This window comes from Rhodothalassium salexigens DSM 2132 (genome assembly GCF_004341375.1).
Taxonomy (GTDB): domain Bacteria; phylum Pseudomonadota; class Alphaproteobacteria; order Sphingomonadales; family Rhodothalassiaceae; genus Rhodothalassium; species Rhodothalassium salexigens.
Window position 1 is genome coordinate 205246 of sequence record NZ_SLXO01000005.1, and the last position, 21256, is coordinate 226501.

Sequence of the window (21256 nt, forward strand, 5' to 3'; positions counted from 1 at the left end):
CGTCTGCGGTCGCCCGGGCACCCTCGCCCGGCGGTTCGGTCGACGTCACGTCTCTTCCCGCCCGCCCTGTCACCCGGCGCCGTGCCCCCTGGGCCGGACGACGCAGCGGAAGAGCCACGCCCCCATGACCATGACCGCCAAGATCCCCGCCACCATCATCACCGGTTTCCTCGGCGTCGGCAAAACGACCCTGATCCGGCACCTGATCGACCATGCCGACGGCCGGCGCATCGCCCTGATCGTCAACGAGTTCGGCGACCTGGGCGTCGACGGCGAGATCCTCAAGGGCTGCGGCATCGAAGGCTGCGGCGACGACGAGGTGGTCGAACTGTCCAACGGCTGTATCTGCTGCGCCGTGGCCGACGACTTTCTGCCCGCCATCGAAACGATCCTGGCGCGCAACCCGCGGCCCGATCATATCGTGATCGAAACATCGGGTCTGGCCCTGCCGCAACCGCTGGTGCGCGCCTTCAACTGGCCCGACGTGCGCACCGAGGTGACCGTCGACGGCGTGGTCACGGTGGTCGACGGGCTCGCCGTGTCGGAGGGACGCTTCGCCGCCGACGAGGCCGCGGTCGACCGCCAGCGCGCCGCCGACGACAATCTCAGCCACGAGACGCCGCTGTCCGAGCTGTTCGCCGACCAGATCGCCTGCGCCGACCTGATCCTGGTCAACAAGACCGACCTGTTAGGCGCCGAGGCGGCGCGCGCGCTGACCGACCGCCTGACCGCCGAAGCGCGCACCGGCGTGCGGGTCATGGCCAGCGCCCACGGCGTGGTCGCGCCGGCGGTGCTGCTGGGCCTGACCCGGGCGGCCGAGGCCGATCTGGACGCCCGCCGCGCGGTCCATCACCATCACGACGATGACGGCGCCGGAGACGACCACCATGGCGACCATGACCACGACCATGACCATGACGCCTTCGAAAGCTTCGTGGTCGCCGCCCCCGAAGCCGACGACGCGGCGGCGCTGAGCGACCGGGTACGGACGACCATCGCCGACCATGGCCTGCTGCGGGTCAAGGGCTTCGCGGCGGTGCGGGGCAAGCCGTTGCGCCTGGTGGTCCAGGGCGTCGGGCCCCGGGTGACCACCCATTTCGACCGCCCGTTCAGCGCCGACGAACCGCGCGAGACGCGCCTGGTGGTGATCGCCCAAGCCGGCGTCGACCGCGCCGGCGTGGCCGCCGCGCTCGGCGCCGAGGCCGTGGCCGCCTGATGCACCTGCTGCAGGCCCAACAGGGCGACATCACCGACGGCACCGAACCGGTCGACCCGGGCCAAAGCCCCGCCGACATCGTGGTGATCTCGGCCAATGACAGCGAACTGGCCGCCCTGGCCGAGGCGCACGCGCGGCTTGGACCCGACGCGCCGAGCCTGCGGCTGGCGCGCGCCGACTGGCTGGCCCACCCCTACAGCATCGACCTCTATCTGGACGCCACCCTGACCCGGTCGCGGCTGGTGATCGCCCGGCTGCTGGGCGGGCGCGCCTATTGGTCCTATGGGCTCGAACAGTGCGTCGAGCGCCTGGCCGACGCCGGCGTGGCGTTCGCCGCCCTGCCCGGCGACGACAAGGCGGACGACGACCTGGCCGCCCACTCGTCGGTGGACCCGGCCCACTGGCACGCGCTGTGGGGCTATCTGGTCGAGGCCGGCCCGGAAAATGCCGCCAATTTCCTGCGCCTGGCCGGCCACATGCTGGGCCGCGGCGCGCGCCCCGCCGACGCGGTGCCGCTGCTGCGCGCCGGGGTCTACCGGCCGGGCCAAGGCGTGGGCGATCTGGCCGCCTTGCGGGCGCGCTGGGTCGACGGCCGACCGGTGGCGGCGATTGTGTTCTACCGCGCCTTGTTGCAGGGGGCTGGATTGGCGCCCATCGACGCGCTGGCCCAAGCCCTGGCCGATCAGGGTCTCAACCCGCTGCCGATCTATGTCACGTCGCTCAAGGACCCGGTGGCCGCCGCGATCGTCGAGCGCTTGTTCGCCGACGCCCCGCCCGACGTGGTGCTGAACGCCACCAGCTTCGCCATCGCCAAGCCGCAAGACCCTGGCTCCGCCGGGGCCGGAGGCGGGGTCGGAACCGGGGCCGGGGCGCGGACCGCGACGGTGCTCGACGCGCCGGGCGCGCCGGTGTTGCAGATCGTCTTGTCGGCCATGTCCCGCGACGCCTGGGAGACCGGCGACCGGGGGCTGTCGGCGCGCGACATCGCCATGAACGTGGCCCTGCCCGAGGTCGACGGCCGGGTGCTCGCCCGCGCCATCGGCTTCAAGGGCGAACTGGCCCGCGACGACGCCACCCAATGCCCGATCCTCGGCTACCGCCCGGTGCCCGACCGGGTGGCGTTCACCGCCCGACTGGCCGCGGCCTGGGCCGAGTTGCGCGCCACGCCGCCGGCGGCGCGCCGGGTCGCGCTGATCCTGGCCAACTACCCCAACCGCAACGGCCGGCTGGCCAATGGCGTGGGCCTGGACACCCCGGCCGCCTGCGCCCATGTGCTCAGCGCCCTGGCCGACGCGGGCTATGGCGTCGCCGGGGCGCCCGAGGACGGCGCCGGCGTCATCGCCGACCTGTTGGCCGGGCCGACCAACGCCGCCGACGGTCCGGGCGGGCGTCAGGGCGGCGTGGCCTGGCCGCTCGACGCTTACAAGACCGCCTTCGCCGCGTTGCCCCAGACCGTGCAGGCCCAGGTGACCGCGCGCTGGGGCCGGCCCGAGGACGACCCGTTCGTGGCCGGGGCGGTGTTTCGCCTGGGCGTGGTGGTCTATGGCAATGCGGTGGTCGCCATCCAGCCCGCGCGCGGCTATCAGATCGACCCGGTGGCCACCTATCACGCCCCCGACCTGGTGCCGCCGCACGGCTATCTGGCGGTCTATTTCTGGCTGCGCCGCGTGTTCGGCGCCCACGCCGTGGTCCATCTGGGCAAGCACGGCAATCTGGAATGGTTGCCGGGCAAGGCGGTGTCGGTCAGCGAGCGCTGCTTTCCCGAGGTCGCCCTGGGGCCGCTGCCGCACCTCTATCCGTTCATCGTCAACGATCCCGGCGAAGGCACCCAGGCCAAGCGCCGCGCCCAGGCGGTGATCGTCGACCATCTGACGCCGCCCTTGACCCGCGCCGAGACCTATGGACCGCTGCGCGACCTGGAAGCCCTGGTCGACGAGTATTACGAGGCCGCCGGCCTCGACGCGCGCCGGCTTGGCCATCTGCGCGACCGTATTCTCGACCTCAGCGAAAGCGCCGGGCTGCACCTGGACGCCGGGTTCGGGCCGGACGAGGACGCCGACAGCCGCCTGCGCAAGCTCGACGACTATCTGTGCGAGCTCAAGGAAAGCCAGATCCGCGACGGCCTGCACGTGTTCGGCCGGGCGCCCGAGGGACGGCTGGCCACCGACCTGATCGCCGCCCTGGCCCGCCTGCCGCGCGGCCGCGACGCCGGCGCCAGCGCCTCGCTGATCCGCGCCCTTGCCCGCGACCTGGGGCTCTTGGACGAAACCTTCGACCCGCTCGACTGCCGCCTGGGCGATCCCTGGACCGGCCCGCGCCCGCACGCCCTGGCCGAGATCGACGCCGGCACCTGGCGCAGCCATGGCGATACCGTCGAGCGCCTGGAACAACTGGCCGCAGCCCTGATCGAGGGCCGCCCGGCGCCCGACGCCTGGACCCACACCCGCGCCGTGCTCGACGACATCGACGGCCGGCTCAGGCCCGCCGTGGCGGCGTCGGGGCGGGCGGAAATGGCCGGCCTGCTCGCCGGGCTCGACGGCCGGTTCGTGGCCCCGGGACCGGCCGGCGCGCCGACCCGCGGGCGCCCCGACGTGCTGCCCACCGGGCGCAACTTCTTCTCCGTCGACACCCGCTCGGTGCCCACCGAGGCGGCCTGGGCGCTCGGCTGGAAGTCGGCCTGCCGGCTGGTCGAGCGCTACGCCCAGGACCATGGCGACTGGCCGCGCCGACTGGCCCTGACCGCCTGGGGCACCGCCAATATGCGCACCGGCGGCGACGACATCGCCCAGGCGCTGGCGCTGATGGGCGTGCGGCCGCGCTGGGACCCCGGCTCGCGTCGGGTGATCGGCTTCGAGATCCTGCCCGCCTCGGTGCTCGGCCGGCCGCGCGTCGACGTCACCCTGCGCGTCTCGGGCTTCTTCCGCGACGCCTTCCCAGCCCAGATCGACCTGATCGACAGCGCCGCGCGCGCGGTCATGGCGCTCGACGAACCGGAAGCCGACAACCCCGCCGCCGCGCGCTTCGCCCGCGACCGCGCGCGCCTGGCCGCCAGCGGCGCCAAGGACCCCGCAGCCCTGGCCGGCTATCGGGTGTTCGGCGCCAAGCCCGGGGCCTATGGCGCCGGCTTGCAGGCGCTGATCGACGAACGCCTGTGGCGCGACCGCGCCGACCTGGCCCAGAGCTTCCTCGACTGGGGCGGCTATGCCTATGGCGACGGCGCCGAGGGCCGGCCGGCGCGCGCGCAACTGGCCGAACGGCTGGCGAGCGTCGAAGCGGTGGTGCAAAACCAGGACAATCGCGAACACGACCTGCTCGACAGCGACGACTATTACCAGTTCGAGGGCGGGATGGCAGCCACCGTGGAGCATCTGAGCGGCACCGCGCCCGAGGTCTTCCACAGCGACCATTCGCGCCCCGAACGCCCGGTGATCCGGACGCTGGACGAAGAGATCGGCCGCGTGGTGCGCGCCCGCGCCGCCAACCCCAAATGGATCGCCGGGGTCAAACGCCACGGCTATAAGGGCGGCGCCGAGATGGCCGCCACGGTCGACTATCTGTTCGCCTTCGCCGCCACCACCCACGCGGTCCGCCATCACCATTTCGACCTGGTGTGCCAGGCTTATCTGCAAGACGACGACACCCGGGCGTTTCTGGCCGAGACCAACCCCGATGCCCTGCGCGAGATGGCCGAGCGCTTCGACGAAGCGATCGCGCGCGGCCTGTGGCACCCCAAGGCGAACTCGGTGCCGGCGCTGCTCGACAGCCTCAAGGCCGCCGCCCCCAACCAGGAGAGCTCCAATGCCTGACACGCCCAGCGATGCCCAAAGCCGCGGTACCGATCACGCCGCCAAGATGGCCAAGAAGGCGGCCGCGCGCGACAAGATCATGGCCACCAAGACCGAGGAAAAGGGCCTGATCATCGTCCATACCGGCAAGGGCAAGGGCAAAAGCTCGGCCGCTTTCACGATGATCTTCCGCTGCATCGCCCATGGCATGGGCTGCGCGGTGGTGCAGTTCATCAAGGGCGGCATGGACACCGGCGAACGCCGGCTGATCGAGGACCGGTTCGGCGACCTGTGCCAGTTTCACACCATGGGCGAGGGCTTTACCTGGATCACCCAGGACAAGGCGCGTGACATGGCCATGGCCGAGGCCGGCTGGGAAACCGCCAAGCGGCTGATCCGCGACCCGGCGGTGCGCATGGTGCTGCTTGACGAGATCAATGTGGCGCTGCGCTACGGCTATCTGGACCTGGACGCGGTGCTGGCGTTCCTGGCCCACGACAAGCCCGCCGACACCCATGTGGTGCTGACCGGGCGCAACGCCGCCGACGCCCTGATCGACGCCGCCGATCTGGTCACCGAGATGACGCTGGTCAAACACCCGTTCCGCGCCGGCGTGAAGGCCCAGCCGGGCGTCGAGTACTAATCCCCCGGCCGATCCGGTCGCAGCGCCGCCGCCGCTCGGTCCAAGCGACGGCGGCGGCAGTCGGTCAGGCCGCCTGCAACAGACGCGGCGCCACCAAGGGCCGGGACAAGCGACCCGACAGCGCCTTGGCGAGCGCCAGAAGGGCCAGGTCCACCAGCGGCTCGACCGCCAACACGATCCAATAGCCAAGGGCGAAGCTGGCCACGCCCGCCGGCACGCCGGCGCCGAGCCCCTGGCCATAGAAGGCCCAGAACGCCACCCAAGCGACCACGCCGCCCTGATAGGCCGCCGACAGCTTGAGCACGTCCAGATAGCCCAGATCCACATAAGCCCGGCCCGCCGGGATCGACCGCCGTGCCAGTTCCGCCATGGCAAAAAGCGGCAGCAGCAGCGTCGTCACATTGACCGCGTACATGGCCAGGTCGGCGGGCGCGAACGCCAGTCCCTGAACCAGCAAGCCGGCAGCCAGACCGATCGCCGCCGGCGCAGCCCCCAGGATCAACAACAAGGACGTGCCGAAGATGAAGTGCACCTCCGAGATCCCGGCCTGGGTGTGCGGCAGCAGTTGGAAGAAGGCCAGCACGGCCACGGCCGCGATTGTCGAGCGCAGCGCCAGCGCGGCCAGGCCCTCGGCCGCCACCAGGCGCCAGGCGGCGCGCAGGGTCAGCCCCGCAGCGCCGGCGGCCGTGCCATAGGCCAGCGCCATCTTGGCGCCGTGAACGATGCCCGGTTCGATATGCATGGGGTGTCCTCCTGTAGTTTGTTGGTCTGTTGGTCTGGGCGATGATCGGGTGATGGCGTGGCGACGCGGTCAGCGCTCGACCACCGCGCCCGGCGGTGGCTGGCGGGTGATGAACCGGCCCTTGACGCCCTGGGGCCACAGCTTGAACGGCACCGCGCCGCCGTCGCTGTCGAGATAGTGACGAAAGAATGTGAGGATGGCGTCGGCGGCGGCGGGCGTCGGCTCGAACCCGCCGAGCACGTAGCTCACCTTGCCCGGCGCGCGCAGGTGCACGGTGCAAAAGCGCGAACAGGCGAACAGGCAGTCGGTTTCCTCGATCGCCAGCGCGTCGTCGCCGGCCCGGTCGCGCCCCTGGCGCAACGCCTCGGCGAGGTGGGCGCCGCCGGTGCGGCCGTCGGGGCCTTCGCGATTGTCCGCGGCGTATTTGCACGTCCGGCAGACGACCACCGCCGCCTCGGCCGCGGGTTTCAATGTGACCATGGGGAGACCTCCGTTCGAACTCGGTTGGACGACGCCGAGGCGGCGACCCGGCGCCAGGGTAAAACATAGGGTTCGTCCTGCTCGGCGCCGTAGAGGGCGCGGATCCGGTAGGTGTCGCGCAGATGGCCCGGCGCCAGCACCTGATCAGCAGGCCCCGTCGCCACCACCCGGCCCCGGTCCATGAGCACCAACCGGTCGCAAAAGCGCGCCGCCAGCGCCAGATCGTGCAGGACGCAAACCACCAGCCGGCCCTCGGCGGCCAACTGGCCGAGCAAATCCATCAGGTGCAGCTGGTGATAGGGGTCAAGGGCGGCAACCGGCTCGTCGGCCAGCAACACCGGGGTCTGCGAGGCCAACACCCGGGCCAGCATGACCCGCGCGCGTTCGCCGCCGGACAAGGTGTCGACACGGCGATCGCGCAACGCCAGCACATCGGTCTTGGCCATGGCCTCCTCGACCATCCGGGCATCTTCCGGCGCCGCCGCCTCGAACGGGCCCAGATGGGGCAGCCGACCGAGTGTGACCACCTGCTCGACGCACAACGGCCAGTGCGTGGTATGGCCCTGGGGCAGATAGCCAAGCCGCCGCGCCAGATCGCGCCGGGCATAGCCGGCGAGCGGCGCACCATCCAACTGGACGGTGCCGGCCGCAGGCTCGATCAACCGGCACAAGGCCTTGATCAGCGTCGACTTGCCGGCTCCGTTGGGGCCGATCAACCCGGTCACCTGGCCGGCGCTAAACGACACCGACACATCGCTGAGGATTCGCTTCTGGCCCAGCTGAGCCGCCAGGCCCTGGGTCTGCAAGACGGTCATGACAGCCCCGTTTTGGTTTTGAGGATCAAATAAAGGAAGAACGGCGCACCGAGCAGCGAGGTCACCACCCCCAGGTGCAATTCCGGCCCCTCTTGGATCAGCCGCACAGCCATGTCGGCGGCCAGTAACAAGGCGGCACCGCCGAGCGCGCTCGGCACCAACAGGCGGCTCGGCAGATGGCCCACCGCCGGGCGCAGGAGGTGCGGCACCACCAAGCCGATGAAACCGATCCCGCCGGCGACCGCGACGCTGGCCCCGACGGCCAAACTGGTACCGACGACCGCCGCCAAGCGCACCCGCGACAGGCTGACCCCAAGGCTGAGCGCCGCATCCTCGCCCAAGGTCAGGGCATTGAGCGCGCGCCCTGCGGTGACCAGAACCACGGTGCCAAGAGCGATGAACGGCGCCACCAGGGCCACATCGGTGAAGCTGCGATCCTTCACCGAACCGAGCAGCCAAAACACCATCTCATTGACCGCCCAGGGGTTGGGCGACAGGTTCATCGCCAGCGACTGCAGGGCGACGCAAAGCCCCGAGATGGCGACCCCGGCCAGGATCAGGGTCAAGCCCGATCGACCGGCGGCGACGATGGCGTAAAGGGTCGCGGTCGCCACGCCGGCCCCGATCATGGCCGACACCGGCACCGCATAGGGCAGCATCTTGGAAAGCCCGAAGTAGATCGCCACGATCGCACCGAGACCGGCCGCCGACGTGACGCCGAGCACGCCTGGCTCGGCCAGAGGGTTGCGCAACAAGCCTTGCAGCACCGCCCCGGACATGCCCATGGCGGCGCCGATCATCAACGCCAGCAAGGTGCGCGGCAGGCGCAGATCCTGCACGATGGTGACCAGTTTATCGTCGCCGATGCCGAACGCCGCCGCCACCACCCGACCGGGTGCCACATCCACATAGCCGAACTGAAGCGACAGGGCGAACAACACCAGGATCAGCCCGCCAAGGCCCAGATGCAGCGGCCATAGCGGGCGCGCCGCGGGCGCCGCCGCCGACGCTGACGCCGAAACCGACACGCTCATGGCCGCGCCTCCTCAAGCGGGGTGTAGCGGTCACGGGCCTCGAACAGCGCCTCGGCGGCATCGATCAGCATCGGCCCGGCGCACGGCCACAGGCGGCCCGGAATCGGCACCAAGGCATCGTTGCGCGCCAGATGACGGTAAAAGGGGTGCGAGCCGAAACGGTTGCCGACCGCATTGGGGCGCAGATCGAAGAAACTGGTCACCCCGGCCTCGGGCGGGGTCAGGACCAGTTGCTCCATGGGAATGCCGCCCCAGCCGTCGAAACCGAGTCGGGCCTGAAGATTCTCGAAGCCCGCCGCGTCCAGGACCGTGTGGACGAAGGTCCCGCGACCGGCGCCGCCACCGTCGGGGCGAAAATAGCTGACCAACCGGCGCCGATCCGACCCGACCGCTTGGGCCGCCCGGTCGCGCAGCACGGCCAGGCGTTGCCGGATGTCGGCGACCAGCGCCTCACCGCGCGCCGGCTGGCCAACCGCGCGCGCGACCTTGGCGATCTCGTCATAGACGGCGTCAAAGTGCGCGGCGCTGGTGGCGAGATCGACCACCGACACGCCAAAGCGCGGCAAGGTGCGGCGCAACTGCGGCACGTCATGGGTGTCGAGCACGACCACGTCCACATCGAGCACCAGAAACTCCTCAAGCGCCCGGCGATTGGTCGGCAATCCCTGCGCCCGCTCGGCATAGAAGGACAGCGGCCCGGCGGCGCGTTCGGTCACCGAAACGATCTGCTCGGGGTCGGCGAGCGCGAGCACATACTGGTCGGCGCAAACGCTGGCCGAGGCGACGCGCGGCAGCGCCGCCGCCCCGGCCGCCCCGGCCAGCGCCGGCGCGGCCAGAAACGCCAGGCCGGCCAGGCCCGCAACCGCCGAGCCCAGCCCGCGCCACGGCGGCCGGCCGCGTCGACACAACCGCCTAGCCATGACCGAAACCCTTCCCGGTCGTGTCCAGGCCGTCGGGCGCGTGGCCGGTATAGCGTTCCAAAATCTCGTGCCACAGCGCCAAGCGCGACCAGTCCGGCGCCGCGGCGATCTCGTCCTCGTCGGTGATGAACGGGTTGGGGAAGAAGATGGTGATCTGGGGATCCTTGTCGCCGTTGAACATGCGAAAGCCCCAGGTCACCGGGTGGCCGGCGCGGTCGAGGCCACGGAACAACTCGGCCCGGCCCGGCCGCCGCTTGGCGATCAACGCCGGCGGCGTCGGATGGTCGGGCGTGCCGTAATTGGTGCCCAGGCAGAGGTGGAAATGGCCGCCACCGTGCCAGAAGACGGTCCAATAGCCGTCGCCCAGAGTGATCCGCTTGGGCTTGCCCGGCGCCTTCATCTCATAGGCGGCGCCCTGGATCATCGGCCCGAAGGTCAACTTGTCATGATGGGTCTCGAACAGGTGGCGCAAAAAGCCATCGAGGAACGCCTCGTCGACCGGCAACGACCAGACATGCTCCTGACGCCCGGTGGCATGGTCGGTCACCGTCGCCATCGGGGTCGGGCGCGGGGCTTGCGCAGAGGGCTGTTCAGTGGTGGACATGGGTCACGTCTCCTTCATGGGTCAGGGGGGGGGCGCGCAAGGGTCAGAAGCGGTAGCGGATCGCGCCATAGGCACTGATCGGCGCGGTGCCGTAGCCGGCTTCGCTCTGATAATTCTCGTCCAGCAGGTTCTCGATCCGGGCCGAAAGCTGCAGGCGCTCGGTCAGGTCGAAGCTGGCGGCCAGGCGCAGGATCGCATCCGCCTTGAGCGAGCGCAGCGTCGTGGGATAGGTGCTGAAATCGCTGTCGACGCTGTCGGAGAAATGGTTGGCGGACAGGTTGACATTGCCCCGCCCGCGCAAAAACGCCCAGTTCACATAGGCGCTGGCGGTGTGGCGCGGCCGGTTTTGCAACCGCTCGCCGGTTTCCAGAGTGGCGTCGTTGTAGGTGTAGGTGCCGCCCAGATCGACCGTCTCGCTGGCCGCCCAATCGACACTGATTTCGACGCCCTTGGACGTGGTCGGCGTGCCGGTGTTGAAATAGTTCGGTTCGGGATTGCCGAGCGCGCCGCCAAAGATGATCTCGCGGTCGGTTTCGATGCGGAAATAGGTCGCCTCCAGGCGCAGCCGGTCGGCGAACAGCGCCTGTTCGACGCCGACGTCCCAACTGGTGCTTTGCTCCGGCTCCAGATCGGGATTGCCCAGTTGCGGATCACCGCAACAGGTGCCGAACAACTCGAACAGGCTCGGCGCCCGGAACCCGGTGGCATAGCTGCCCTTAAGCTTGGTGCCGATCGGACCAAGGCGATAGGCGCCGGTGACCCGATAGGTGTCGAAGGTGCCGAACAACTCGTGATCGTCCAGGCGCACGCCGCCCGAAATCGTCAACCGGTCGAAAAACGTGCCCTGATAGAGCGCATAATAGCCGCGAATGTTCACATCGGCACCGACCGGGTCGCCGTCCGAGCGATAGGCTTCGTTCTCGATATCGACGCCGGCGACGATGTCGTGGTCCCGTGCCAGCGCATAGCGGGCGTTGGCGTCGAATTTGGTGCGGTCGCCATAGTAGAAAAAGCTGTCGGCGCCGTCGTCGAAGCCTTCGCGTTCGTTGCGCGCGTATGCGGCGCCCATCTCGGCGGTCAGACGGTCGTCGAGCGCCGAGACATGGGCCGAAAAGCGCCCCGAATACTGCAGGAAATCGTCGCCCCGGTCGGGGTCGTCGCAATTGGGGCCGCCGCACCGGTCATAATTGAGCGTGCCATTGGCGATACGGTACACGGCACGCAGATCGACCCCGTCGACGACCCGCAGATCGAACCGGCCGTTGGACGAGACATTGTTGTAGTCCTCGCCCTCGCTGTTGCCGGGCAGGTCCTCGTCGGCGGCGGAAAAACCGTCGGTGTTCAGATACTGCGCGTTGATCGAATAGCCGAAGCGGTCGTCGGCGACGCCGCCGCGTACCTGCATACCGGCCAGATAGGTGTCGAAGCTGCCATATTCGGCCAGCAACGAGCCGGTCGCCGGCCCGCTGCCGCGCTTGGTGGTGATATTGACCACGCCGCCGACCGCGTCGCCGCCGTAAAGCACGCTTTGCGACCCGCGCAGTACCTCGATGCGGGCCAGTCCGCCGCTCATCAACTGCGAGAAGTCGAAGGCGGTCTGGCTGCGGCTGGGGTCCGAGACTTCGATGCCGTCGAGCAGCACGAGCGTTCCCTCGGGCCCCTGGCCGCGCAGACGGACGCTCGAATCCGTGCCCCGCGCGCCGAACTGCGACACGCTCAGACCGGGCGTCATATCGAGCACGTCAAGCACGAACCGCGCCTGCATCCGCTCGATCGCCACATCGTCTATGACGCTGATCGAGGCGCCGGTCCGGCCGAGCGTGGTGGGAATTCGGGTCGCCGTGACGACCACTTCCTCCACCTCCTCGACCATGGTTGTGCCGGACGCCCCAGCCTCGGCGGCCGTCGCAGAGGCCACGGGCCCTGCCGCAGCGACGAGGGCGGTAACGTAAAAAGACCAGGATGAATTGGAAAAAGCACACATATCACATCAGATCCGTTGCGATGGGCCAGAAGCCCGCAAGCCGCGCCTTGGGCGGAAACCGATGTGGAAAGAAGCGATGGCGACCGTCGATGGCCGCCGCCCGCACGTGTTACCCGCATCCGTTTCCACCCGGTTTCAGGTGGTATCGCCGCTACGGATAACCGCTCCCTCCGACTATTCCCGGTCGGCGGGCGGGCGATGGGATGGCAGGTCTCCTGGCTCTTGGATCGTCGTTCGGGCCACACCTTCCCGGGGCAGACAAGCCCCAGTGGTCTATCGTGACCGAACTCCCCAATCACAGTTGCGGGTACAGCCGCAGATTTGCGCCGGCCGAAGCCATGGGCGCGCACTGCGTTCCCTATTATCCCGCCTCTGCAGGCGGGCACCATCTGATCGCCATCGATAGCCACCGGGTCAGGCGAATGCAAGCCCCCGACCGGGCAACGCAGATCAGGCGCGGTGGAAGCGGATCATCAGGTGAATGAGAAACGGCGCGCCGATCAGCGCGGTGACGACACCGAGCTTGAGTTCATTGTTGGTGGGCACAACGCGCACCGCCATGTCGGCCCCGAGCAGGATCAGCGCCCCCAACAGCGCCGAGGGCCACAACAAGCGCGACGGCTGGGCGCCGAACCACAGCCGCGCCAGGTGCGGCGTCACCAGGCCCAGAAAGCCGATCGCGCCGGACACCGAGACCGCACCGCCGACGCCCACCGCGATCCCGACAATCAGCCGGGTGCGCACCGCGGCCAGGTCAACGCCGAGCGTGGCGGCCGCGTCCTCGCCCAGCGACAAGGCGTCGAGCGCACGGCCATTGACCGCCAGCACGGCCATGCCCACGGCGATCGCGGGCGCCGCCAACGCCACATGGGCCAGGCTGCGGTCTTCGAGCGAGCCGAGCAGCCAGAAGCTGATCTCCATGGCCGCGAACGGATTTGGCGACAGATTGAGCAGCAAGGAGATCAACGCCCCGGCGAGCGACGACACCGCGATACCGCACAGCACCAGGGTCAGCGTGGCGAACGGTTGCTGCTGGGGCAACAGCCGCGACAGCAGCACAAGTCCCAGCATGGCGGTCACCGCACCGCCGGCGGCCAACAGCGGCAGGGCGAAGAAAACGGTGCCCGCCAGGCCGAAGTACAGCGCCACAACGGCGCCCAGAGCGGCGGCATTGGATGCCCCCAAAAGTCCCGGTTCGGCCAACGGGTTACGCAAAAAACCCTGCAAGGCCGCGCCGGCCATGCCCAACTGGGCGCCGATCAGACCGGCCAGCAATGTCCGCGGCAGGCGGATCTCCGCCACGATCGTGTTGGTCACCGCGTCGCCAGCACCGACCAGCCCGGCCAGTGCCTCGCCCGGGCCCATAGCCGCCGGACCGACCGCTAACGACACGAACGACAGCACGGTCAGCGCACCGCACAACAACCCGATCCGCCGCGCGTGCAAAGCCCGACGCGCGGCCGCCGTGGGCGGTGCGACGATTGACATGGTGTGCAAACCTCGTCCAGGTCTGTGCGGTTTGGTGCTTCCGTCGCGGCAGGCGCAGGTCGGAAGCTCGACGCGGAGTGTTAGGTGGCCAGATCGAGCGAGGCAAGAGCGCGCATGGGGGGGCGGGTGCGCCGCCCTGTCACACGCACAGCGGCGTGGCGCCGCTGGATCTCGCTGGCGGCCGTGTATGCCGGCCTGGCGATGCCGACGGGCGCGGCCGACACGCCCCAAACCGAGCCCGCGCGACCGCACCGGATCGTGTCGCTCAACCTGTGCGCCGACCAGTATCTGATCGCGCTGGCCGATCCCGACCAGATCGCCGCCTTGACCCACTACGCCACCGACCCCGACCTGTCGTTCTTCGCCGACGCAGCCCAGCGCTATCCGCAGAGCGCCGGTGCGGGCGAGGAACTGCTCCGGCTGGCCCCCGACCTGGTGATCGCCAGCCCCTATCGGCGGCGCGAAACCCAGGCGCTTTTGCGCCAGTTCGGTCACCCGATCCTCAAGCTCGGCCGGGTCCATACCGTCGAAGACATCGCGACCCAGACGCACAAGATCGCCGCCGCCATCGGTCACCCGGCACGCGGCCGGGCGCTGGTCGCCGAGGTGCGCCGCCGCCTCGCCGCCGTGCGCGCCAACACCGAGGCAAGCCCGCACCCGAGCGCCCTGCACTATCAACGCCGGGGCTTCGTGTCGGGCGAGCGGTCGCTGGTGTCGGCGATCATGGCCGAAGCCGGCCTGCGCAACCTGGCTGGCGAGGCGGGCAGGCGGTCGCTCGGCCGGGTGTCACTCGAAACGCTGCTGATGCTCGGCCCCGACTATATCGTCACCGACCGCCCGCACGACGGCGCAGGCGACCAAGGCAGCGCCGTCCTTGGCCACCCCGCGCTGGACCGCTTCTATGGTCGCGACCGCCGGCTCTACCTGTCGCGCGCCCTGACCATGTGCGGCGGCCCGGCGTTCCCCGCCGCCGTCGAAGCCCTGGCCGCCCAACGCGCCGCAGCCCCCGCAAACCAGCCCAAGGCCGACCCCGCCCGGCGTCCGCCGGCCAGCCACACCTTGCCAAGCCTCCCGCCAAGCGGTTAGCCAAGGATATCGCCTCACCACCTCAGGTCGCCTCTTGATCCCCAGTCTGTTTCGCTCTCCCTGGCGCCGGTCGCCGCTGGGCCAACGCTGGCCCAGCCGCGCCGCCCTGGTTGCACCGCCCGACACCGGCCTGCCCGGTTTGTTCGACCGGCTGCATCGACAGGGGGCGGTGCTGGTCTGCGCGCACCGGGGCGGCGCGGTGCCCGGCTATCCTGAGAACGCGCTGGAGACCTGCCGCAACACCCTCGCGCGCCTGCCCGCCATGCTGGAAGTGGACGTGACCCGCAGCGCCGACGGGGTGCTGGTGCTGATGCACGACGACACCCTCGACCGCACCACCACCGGCTCGGGCCCGGTGGCCGAACGAACCTTTCGGGAACTGCGCCGGCTGCACCTGGTCGACAATGACGGTCGGGCGACGCCCTATCGCATCCCCACCCTGGACGACCTGCTGGATTGGAGTGCCGGGCGCACGGTGCTGGCGCTCGACGCCAAGGCGCCGGTGACGCTGGCCGATCTGGTCGACGCCGTGGCGGCCCGCGACGCCTTCGACCGGGTCTTGTTCGCCACCTACGACCTGGACGACACCATCGCCGTGGCCCGCCGGGCACCGCCGGCGACCATCGCCGCCCCGATCGAGGACATGGCCCATCTCGACGCGCTGTTGACCGCCGGCGTGGCGCCGCACCGGCTGCTCGCCTGGACCGGCACCGAGATACCGCGCCCCGGGCTCTATGCGGCCCTGGCCGAGCGCGGCGTCAAATCGGCCTTCGCCACCCTCGGTATGTGGACCGGCTCCTGGGACAACCGCATCCGCATGCTCGGCGACGACCGGCTCTATCGCCGCATCACCCACGGCGTGACCCTGGTGGCCACCGACCGCTACGAGGCGGTCGCCCGCGCCCTGCCCGCCGCCGCCCGGATCACCCGCGCACTGCGCTGAGCGCCGTCCCTGGCTCGGCCCTCCTGCCCCCCCGAGCCCGCCCAGCGGCCAGCCGGGCATGGCGCTTGACAAGCAACCGCCCCGCCGCCCATGCCGGCGGCATTCCCGTAGCCCTCCGCGTTGTCCAGGATTGCCATGACCGACGCCCCCTCCGCCCGCTCGTCCGTCACCCCGCCCGCCGATCTGCCGGCCGACGACGCGCCGCCGCCGATGCCGTCCCTCGACGTGCCGCTGCTCGACCCGTGCCCGCCGCGCCGGGGCCGGTCGCTGATGATCCAGGGCACCAGTTCCGACGTGGGCAAAAGCCTGCTGCTCGCCGGGCTCGCCCGTGCCTATACCCGGCGCGGGCTCAAGGTGGCGCCGTTCAAGGCCCAGAACATGTCCAACAATGCCGCGGTCACGGTCGACAGCGACCTGCCGCCCGACGCATCGGGCCGGCGGCCGCGCGGCGAGATCGGCCGCGCCCAGGCGTTGCAGGCGCGCGCCGCCGGCCTGGCGCCGTCGATCCATATGAATCCGGTGTTGCTCAAGCCGCAGGCGCTGGTGGGGTCGCAGGTGGTGCTGCGCGGCCGGGCGCTCGGCAACTGGCCGGCGCGCCATTATCACAATCTCAAGCCGCTGTTGATGCCGGCGGTCATGGACAGCTATGCGCGCGTCGCCGCCGAGGCCGACCTGGTGCTGGTCGAGGGCGCGGGCGCGGGCACCGAGACCTATCTGCGCCATTGCGACATCACCAACATGCGCCTGGCCGACGCAGCCGACCTGCCGGTGGTGCTGCTGACCGACAACGACCGGGGCGGCGCCATGGCCGCCCTGGTCGGCAGTTGGCTGCTGCACAGCGAGGCCGAGCGCGCGCGCATCCAGGGCTATCTGATCAACAAGTTCCGCGGCTATTTCTCGCTTTACGAACCCGCCTGCCGGACCGTGACCGAGACCACCGGCTGGCCGCTGTTGGGCGTCGCACGCTGGTTCGACCTGGCCGCCCGCCTGCCGGCCGAGGACGCGCTGGCGCTCGAACGGCCGCCGGCCGGCGCCACCGGGCCCGAGCCCGCGCTGGTGGTCGCGGTGCCGCAGCTGCCCAGCGCGGCCAATTTCGACGATCTCGACCCCCTGTCGTCGGAGCCCGGTGTCGACCTGCGCTGGGTGCGCCCGGGCCAGCCGATCCCGGCCGAGGCCGACGTGGTGTTGCTGTGCGGCGCCAAGACCACGCGCCCCGCCCTCGACGCGCTCTACGCCCAGGGCTGGGACGTGGACATCGCCGCCCATGTGCGCCGCGGCGGCCGGGTGGTGGGCTTGTGCGCGGGCTTCCAGATGCTCGGCCGGACCGTGTCCGACCCGCTCGGCATCGAAGGCCCGGCGGGCGAAACGCCGGGGCTCGGCCTGTTGGCGATCGACACCCGGATCACCGCGACCAAGCGCCTGGTGGAGATCGACGCGCTCGATGCGGCGAGCCAAACCCGCCTGACCGGCTATGAGATGCATATGGGCGTCAGCGACGGCGCCGGGCTCGACCGGCCATGGCTGCACCTCGACGGCCGGGGCGAAGGCGCGGTGTCGGCCGACGGCCGGGTCATGGGCTCCTATGTGCACGGCGTCTTTGGCTCAGACGCCTTCCGCCGCCATTGGCTGAGCGCCATGGGCGGGCGCGCCTCGGGGCTCGACTATCAGGCCCAGGTGGACGACGCCCTCGACGCGCTCGCCGACCAGTTGGAGGCCGACCTGGACCTCGACACGCTCTTGGCCCTGGCCCGATGACCGGCCGCCGGTTGATGGTGCTCGGCACCGGCTCGGACGTGGGCAAGAGCCTGCTGGTCGCCGGGCTCGCCCGCGCCTATGCCCGGCGCGGCCTCAAGGTGGCGCCGTTCAAGGCCCAGAACATGTCCAACAACGCCGCGGTCACCGCCGACGGCGGCGAGATCGGTCGCGCCCAGGCGTTGCAGGCGCGCGCCGCCGGCCTGGCGCCGTCGGTGCATATGAACCCGGTGCTGCTCAAGCCCGAAACCGACGTGGACGCGCAACTGGTGGTGCACGGGCGGGTGCATGGGCGCTATTCGGCGGCCGCCTATCAGCAGATCAAGCCCGCGCTTTTGGGCAGCGTGTGCGCCAGCCTCGACCGGCTGGCGGGCGAGGCCGACCTGGTGCTGGTCGAGGGTGCGGGCAGCGGCGCCGAGCGCTATCTGCGCCGCCAGGACATTTCCAACATGGGCCTGGCCGAGGCCGCCGACCTGCCCGCCGTGTTGGTGGGCGACGAGGCGCGCGGCGGCGTCACGGCGGCGGCGGTCGGCCATCATCGGCTGTGGACCGAGGCCGAGCGCGCGCGTGTCGCCGGCGTGATCGTCAACAAGTTTCGCGGCGACCCGGCGGTGTTCGCGCCGGCCGCCGCCGACATCGCCGCCGAGACCGGCTGGCCGGTGCTTGCCCTGGTGCGTTGGTCGGCAGCCGCGCGCGCCCTGCCCGAGGAGGATTCGCTCGGCATCGGCCGGCGGCGCGGGCGCGCCGGCGCGCTGGTGGTGGCGGTGCCCGAACTGCCGCGCCTGGCCAATTTCGACGATCTGGACCCGCTGGCCGGCGAGCCCGGCGTCGACCTGCGCTGGGTGCGCCCGGGCCAGCCGATCCCCGCCGAGGCCGACGTGGTGGTGCTGTTGGGCACCAAGGCGACGCGCGCGGCCATGGCGGCGCTCACCGATGAGGGCTGGGACGTGGACATCGCCGCCCATGTGCGCCGCGGCGGCCGGGTAGTGGGCCTGTGCGGCGGCTTCCAGATGCTCGGCCGAACGGTGCGCGACCCCGGCGGCATCGAGGGACCGGCGGGCGAAACGCCGGGGCTCGCCCTGTTGGCGATCGACACCCGGATCACCGCGACCAAGCGGCTGGTCGAGGTCGACGCCGAAGAGCGGCGCAGCGGCGCGCGGGTCACCGGCTACGAGATGCATATGGGCGTCAGCGAGGGCGCCGGGCTCGACCGGCCGTGGCTGAGCCTCGACGGCGAGCCCGAAGGCGCGGTGTCGGCCGACGGCCGGGTCATGGGCTCTTATGTGCACGGCCTGTTCGCCTCGGACGGGTTTCGCCGCCACTGGCTGGCCGACCAAGGCGCCACCGCCGGCGCGTTGAACCATGACCAACGGCTCGACCGGGCGCTCGACGCCTTCGCCGACGACCTGGCCGCCGATATCGACCTGGACGCCTTGCTGGCGATCGCGCGCTAGGGGCCGCTCATGACCCCTGGTCCGCGGTGTCGTCGCCAGGGGCGCCATCATCGCCGGCTTGGCCGGACGGCTTGGGGCGGCGGGTCGGCGGCTCGGTTTGCGGCTTGCCCGACCAGGGAACCGGGTATTCCAACCAGCGCTGGATGAAGTTCCACGATTTCAGATAGCCGTCATGGGGCAGCGTGCAGGCCGAACAGTCCTTGCGCGTCAGGCCGTTCTTGTCGGTGAAGGTCTGATAGGGGCCGGGACATTCATAGGCGATCAGCGGACAATAACAGAACAGGCAGTTGAACTCGCGCTGGACGCCTTGATGGCAGGGCAGGAACGGGCAGTCGGTGTTGGTGAAGCCCTTGAAGCGATCGTTGGTGGTCGTGTCCTTGGGTTGCACAGGCAACTCCTCTCCGGTCCGGTCCCGGGGGCGGCGCGCAGATGACCGCGCGGACCCGCGCCGGGGCGTGGGTGGCCGGCCCACACGCGGGGGTATGGGCTCGACCTTCGACCGTGGGGGGTTGATGGGCGGAGACGACGGCCGCACGCGGCGGTCGCAGCCGCCGGCGTGCACCCCAGCCTCCGGGCCCGCCGCCCGGGGTCAGTTCATCGGTCCTGGCAGGTCTCCTGGCTCGCGGGTCGGGGCCGCGCCGCCCACCTTCCCGGCGCAAGGCCAGTGGCTTTCGGGCGGAGGCTCGCCGCTTACAGTTGCGGGGGCAGCGCCGGTTTCGCACCGGCTTCCCTTTTCACTCCCCAAGGGGTGGGGAGCACCAGAACGCGCTCCCCTCCTGGTGCCGGGCCGGCCGCGATCTGTCAAGCGGGCGTGGCGGCGGTCGGGCCTTTGACCGGCAGGGCCACCCCGGCGACCACATAGACGACGGTTTCGGCCCGGGCCGCGATACGCTGGGCCACCGCGCCTTGGGCGTCGACGAACGCGCGGGCAAGGGCGTTGTCGGGCACTGGGTCCCAACCGACTTCGTTCGCGACCAGAACCACCGGGCTGCGCTGGCGATCGAGCGCGTCGAGCAGCGCGTCGGCGGGCCCACACCAGTCGCGCCCGTCCAGCAGCAGGTTCGACAGCCACAGGGTCAGGCATTCCACCAGCCGCGGTCCCTGCCCGTCGCTCCGATCCAGCGCGCCGACCAAGTCGATGGGCTCCTCGACGGTGCGCCAGCCGGCGCCGCGCTGGGTCCGGTGGTGGACGATACGCGCGCGCATCTCATCGTCATAGGCGCGCGCGGTGGCCACGTAGATGGGCTGGCCGCCGATGGCGCGCACACTCGCCTCGGCATGTCGGCTCTTGCCCGACCGGGCAGCGCCGATGATCAAACTGACGGCCGCCACAAGCTCAACCTCCCAAACGATGGCCACGCCGCCTTCCCTAGGCCGGGCATTGCGCCGCCTTCAAGGCTTATCGAACCGCGACTTCACACCGCAGGAACACTTTGATCGCTCAGAGAGGGACCAACCCCGGAACAGACTTAACGTCTGATCGAAGACAATCCAGGAATCAGGTCAACGCCCAGGGCTGAGAGCCCGTGTCGGAACAAGAGCCCCGTCCGCATCACGATCGACCTGAACCGGTCCTTGGGACGGCTCGCCCCGATCCCGCAAAGGTGGCGTCCCATGCAGCGATCGCGTTTTTTTGAACGGACCGTCGGGCAGGAACCGATTGTTGTGATGCAAATAAGCTGATATGGTGCAACTATGCCCAACCGTCGCGCCATCAGTCGTCCCAAAAGTCTGATCCCGGAACTGCTCCAGGCCGTTCTGCTGGGCGCGCTCACTCTGTTCACTCTGGGCGAAGTGGACGCCGGGCGACTGCTCGCCGACGACGATGTGGTCAGCGAAGCCCATTTGCTGTTCTCAACCGGCGACCTGCCGACCGAAGACGGGGCCGCCCCGATGGCGCCCAGTGCCGGGCCGATCGTGCCCTTCGGCGTTCCCGGTGCCGCCCTCCCCTGTCGCGCCGCCACCGAGGCCCAGCCGACACGGACAGGTACTCGCCCAGCCGTGCGCGCCCCTCCTCACGCCGCTTAACAACGGCGCCACTTCCCCGTCGCCCATTCCGCACCTCGAAAACGCCCGCGCCCTCGGTTGGGTCTCATGAACGAAACCCGCCGCGTGGCGTTCCCGTCGTCCTCAACGGCCTGACGCAGTCGGTCACCTTTGCGCTTATGCGCCGGTGACCAGTGCCGCCGCGCACAGCGATGAGGCGACCTGCATACGCTGCGCCGAGGGCTCCGGCCGCTGTCGAGGTACCGGGTTGGTCGATCCGTCCGACCGTGTCGATGAGACCGGTCCGACGCCGGGGCGCGACCG

The 21256-nt window shown here is 70.4% G+C and carries 18 protein-coding genes and 2 riboswitches; of the genes, 8 read left to right on the forward strand and 10 right to left on the reverse strand.

Annotated elements, in window-relative coordinates; translation table 11 throughout:
- Positions 1-130: 130 nt before the first annotated feature.
- Genes cobW through cobO form a run of 3 tightly spaced genes read left to right on the forward strand, consistent with a single transcriptional unit; the run spans position 131 to position 5644 of the window.
- Positions 131-1216: a cobalamin biosynthesis protein CobW gene (cobW, locus tag EV659_RS08700; RefSeq protein ID WP_132708513.1), complete on the forward strand. Its 1086-nt coding sequence runs from the start codon at positions 131-133 to the stop codon at positions 1214-1216.
- On the forward strand, positions 1216-5022 hold the full coding sequence (gene cobN, locus EV659_RS08705; protein ID WP_132708478.1) for a cobaltochelatase subunit CobN: 3807 nt from the start codon (positions 1216-1218) through the stop codon (positions 5020-5022). The genes cobW and cobN overlap by 1 nt, the downstream gene beginning before the upstream one ends.
- Complete coding sequence (gene cobO, locus EV659_RS08710; protein WP_132708479.1) at positions 5015-5644, forward strand: cob(I)yrinic acid a,c-diamide adenosyltransferase; 630 nt, start codon at positions 5015-5017, stop codon at positions 5642-5644. Before cobN ends, cobO begins: the two co-directional genes overlap by 8 nt.
- Before the next feature lie 64 nt (positions 5645-5708).
- Here cobO and EV659_RS08715 read toward each other — a convergent pair whose 3' ends face one another.
- The 8 genes from EV659_RS08715 to EV659_RS08750 all read right to left on the reverse strand — a co-directional run bounded on the left by EV659_RS08715 (position 5709) and on the right by EV659_RS08750 (position 13711).
- Entirely contained in the window at positions 5709-6386 is a 678-nt protein-coding gene (locus tag EV659_RS08715; RefSeq protein WP_132708480.1) for an energy-coupling factor ABC transporter permease, read from the reverse strand.
- A gap of 69 nt (positions 6387-6455) precedes the next feature.
- The gene (locus EV659_RS08720) at positions 6456-6866 is read right to left on the reverse strand and encodes a DUF1636 domain-containing protein (protein ID WP_132708481.1); all 411 of its coding nucleotides are present in this window, start codon (positions 6864-6866) and stop codon (positions 6456-6458) included.
- On the reverse strand, positions 6854-7681 hold the full coding sequence (locus tag EV659_RS08725) for a heme ABC transporter ATP-binding protein (protein ID WP_132708482.1): 828 nt from the start codon (positions 7679-7681) through the stop codon (positions 6854-6856). Before EV659_RS08725 ends, EV659_RS08720 begins: the two co-directional genes overlap by 13 nt.
- Entirely contained in the window at positions 7678-8715 is a 1038-nt protein-coding gene (locus EV659_RS08730; RefSeq protein WP_132708483.1) for a FecCD family ABC transporter permease, read from the reverse strand. The genes EV659_RS08725 and EV659_RS08730 overlap by 4 nt, the downstream gene beginning before the upstream one ends.
- Entirely contained in the window at positions 8712-9635 is a 924-nt protein-coding gene (locus EV659_RS08735) for an ABC transporter substrate-binding protein (RefSeq protein WP_132708484.1), read from the reverse strand. The genes EV659_RS08730 and EV659_RS08735 overlap by 4 nt, the downstream gene beginning before the upstream one ends.
- Positions 9628-10239, reverse strand: coding sequence for a DUF7676 family protein (locus EV659_RS08740; RefSeq protein WP_132708485.1), 612 nt, complete (start codon positions 10237-10239; stop codon positions 9628-9630). The genes EV659_RS08735 and EV659_RS08740 overlap by 8 nt, the downstream gene beginning before the upstream one ends.
- A 43-nt stretch (positions 10240-10282) precedes the next feature.
- Positions 10283-12112, reverse strand: a complete 1830-nt coding sequence (locus EV659_RS08745) for a TonB-dependent receptor plug domain-containing protein (protein WP_165878802.1) — start codon at positions 12110-12112, stop codon at positions 10283-10285.
- Between the two features lie 299 nt (positions 12113-12411).
- Positions 12412-12628: riboswitch (cobalamin riboswitch) on the reverse strand.
- A gap of 45 nt (positions 12629-12673) precedes the next feature.
- Positions 12674-13711 (reverse strand): FecCD family ABC transporter permease, encoded by a 1038-nt coding sequence (locus EV659_RS08750; protein ID WP_132708487.1) that lies wholly within the window; start codon positions 13709-13711, stop codon positions 12674-12676.
- Between the two features lie 201 nt (positions 13712-13912).
- Here EV659_RS08750 and EV659_RS08755 point away from each other — a divergent pair, with 201 nt between their 5' ends.
- The 4 genes from EV659_RS08755 to EV659_RS08770 all read left to right on the forward strand — a co-directional run bounded on the left by EV659_RS08755 (position 13913) and on the right by EV659_RS08770 (position 18946).
- Positions 13913-14797, forward strand: a complete 885-nt coding sequence (locus EV659_RS08755) for an ABC transporter substrate-binding protein (protein WP_165878803.1) — start codon at positions 13913-13915, stop codon at positions 14795-14797.
- A 34-nt stretch (positions 14798-14831) separates the two neighbouring features.
- Complete coding sequence (locus tag EV659_RS08760) at positions 14832-15740, forward strand: glycerophosphodiester phosphodiesterase family protein (RefSeq protein WP_132708489.1); 909 nt, start codon at positions 14832-14834, stop codon at positions 15738-15740.
- Between the two features lie 210 nt (positions 15741-15950).
- Positions 15951-17495 carry a cobyric acid synthase gene (locus EV659_RS08765; protein ID WP_184409796.1) on the forward strand — a complete coding sequence of 515 codons (1545 nt, stop codon included), beginning with the start codon at positions 15951-15953 and terminating at the stop codon, positions 17493-17495.
- The gene (locus tag EV659_RS08770; RefSeq protein ID WP_132708491.1) at positions 17492-18946 is read left to right on the forward strand and encodes a cobyric acid synthase; all 1455 of its coding nucleotides are present in this window, start codon (positions 17492-17494) and stop codon (positions 18944-18946) included. The genes EV659_RS08765 and EV659_RS08770 overlap by 4 nt, the downstream gene beginning before the upstream one ends.
- A gap of 7 nt (positions 18947-18953) precedes the next feature.
- Here the strand turns inward: EV659_RS08770 and EV659_RS08775 are convergent, their stop codons facing one another.
- Together EV659_RS08775 and cobU are read right to left on the reverse strand one after the other, a co-directional pair.
- Positions 18954-19334, reverse strand: a complete 381-nt coding sequence (locus EV659_RS08775; protein WP_132708492.1) for a cysteine-rich small domain-containing protein — start codon at positions 19332-19334, stop codon at positions 18954-18956.
- A gap of 200 nt (positions 19335-19534) precedes the next feature.
- A riboswitch (cobalamin riboswitch) is annotated at positions 19535-19724 on the reverse strand.
- A gap of 23 nt (positions 19725-19747) precedes the next feature.
- The gene (gene cobU, locus EV659_RS08780; RefSeq protein ID WP_132708493.1) at positions 19748-20278 is read right to left on the reverse strand and encodes a bifunctional adenosylcobinamide kinase/adenosylcobinamide-phosphate guanylyltransferase; all 531 of its coding nucleotides are present in this window, start codon (positions 20276-20278) and stop codon (positions 19748-19750) included.
- A gap of 363 nt (positions 20279-20641) precedes the next feature.
- On the opposite strand from cobU, the gene EV659_RS08785 reads away from it, so the two are divergent.
- Entirely contained in the window at positions 20642-20974 is a 333-nt protein-coding gene (locus EV659_RS08785; RefSeq protein ID WP_132708494.1) for a hypothetical protein, read from the forward strand.
- The last annotated feature ends 282 nt before the right edge of the window (positions 20975-21256 follow it).

Excerpts from the sequence above, each read along its gene's own strand:
- cobW (WP_132708513.1), top strand. The coding sequence starts at position 131 with ATGACCGCCAAGATCCCCGCCACCATCATCACCGGTTTCCTCGGCGTC.
- cobN (WP_132708478.1), top strand. The coding sequence starts at position 1,216 with ATGCACCTGCTGCAGGCCCAACAGGGCGACATCACCGACGGCACCGAA.
- cobO (WP_132708479.1), top strand. The coding sequence starts at position 5,015 with ATGCCTGACACGCCCAGCGATGCCCAAAGCCGCGGTACCGATCACGCC.
- EV659_RS08715 (WP_132708480.1), bottom strand. The coding sequence starts at position 6,386 with ATGCATATCGAACCGGGCATCGTTCACGGCGCCAAGATGGCGCTGGCC.
- EV659_RS08720 (WP_132708481.1), bottom strand. The coding sequence starts at position 6,866 with ATGGTCACATTGAAACCCGCGGCCGAGGCGGCGGTGGTCGTCTGCCGG.
- EV659_RS08725 (WP_132708482.1), bottom strand. The coding sequence starts at position 7,681 with ATGACCGTCTTGCAGACCCAGGGCCTGGCGGCTCAGCTGGGCCAGAAG.
- EV659_RS08730 (WP_132708483.1), bottom strand. The coding sequence starts at position 8,715 with ATGAGCGTGTCGGTTTCGGCGTCAGCGTCGGCGGCGGCGCCCGCGGCG.
- EV659_RS08735 (WP_132708484.1), bottom strand. The coding sequence starts at position 9,635 with ATGGCTAGGCGGTTGTGTCGACGCGGCCGGCCGCCGTGGCGCGGGCTG.
- EV659_RS08740 (WP_132708485.1), bottom strand. The coding sequence starts at position 10,239 with ATGTCCACCACTGAACAGCCCTCTGCGCAAGCCCCGCGCCCGACCCCG.
- EV659_RS08745 (WP_165878802.1), bottom strand. The coding sequence starts at position 12,112 with ATGGTCGAGGAGGTGGAGGAAGTGGTCGTCACGGCGACCCGAATTCCC.
- EV659_RS08750 (WP_132708487.1), bottom strand. The coding sequence starts at position 13,711 with ATGTCAATCGTCGCACCGCCCACGGCGGCCGCGCGTCGGGCTTTGCAC.
- EV659_RS08755 (WP_165878803.1), top strand. The coding sequence starts at position 13,913 with ATGCCGACGGGCGCGGCCGACACGCCCCAAACCGAGCCCGCGCGACCG.
- EV659_RS08765 (WP_184409796.1), top strand. The coding sequence starts at position 15,951 with ATGCCGTCCCTCGACGTGCCGCTGCTCGACCCGTGCCCGCCGCGCCGG.
- EV659_RS08770 (WP_132708491.1), top strand. The coding sequence starts at position 17,492 with ATGACCGGCCGCCGGTTGATGGTGCTCGGCACCGGCTCGGACGTGGGC.
- EV659_RS08785 (WP_132708494.1), top strand. The coding sequence starts at position 20,642 with ATGCCCAACCGTCGCGCCATCAGTCGTCCCAAAAGTCTGATCCCGGAA.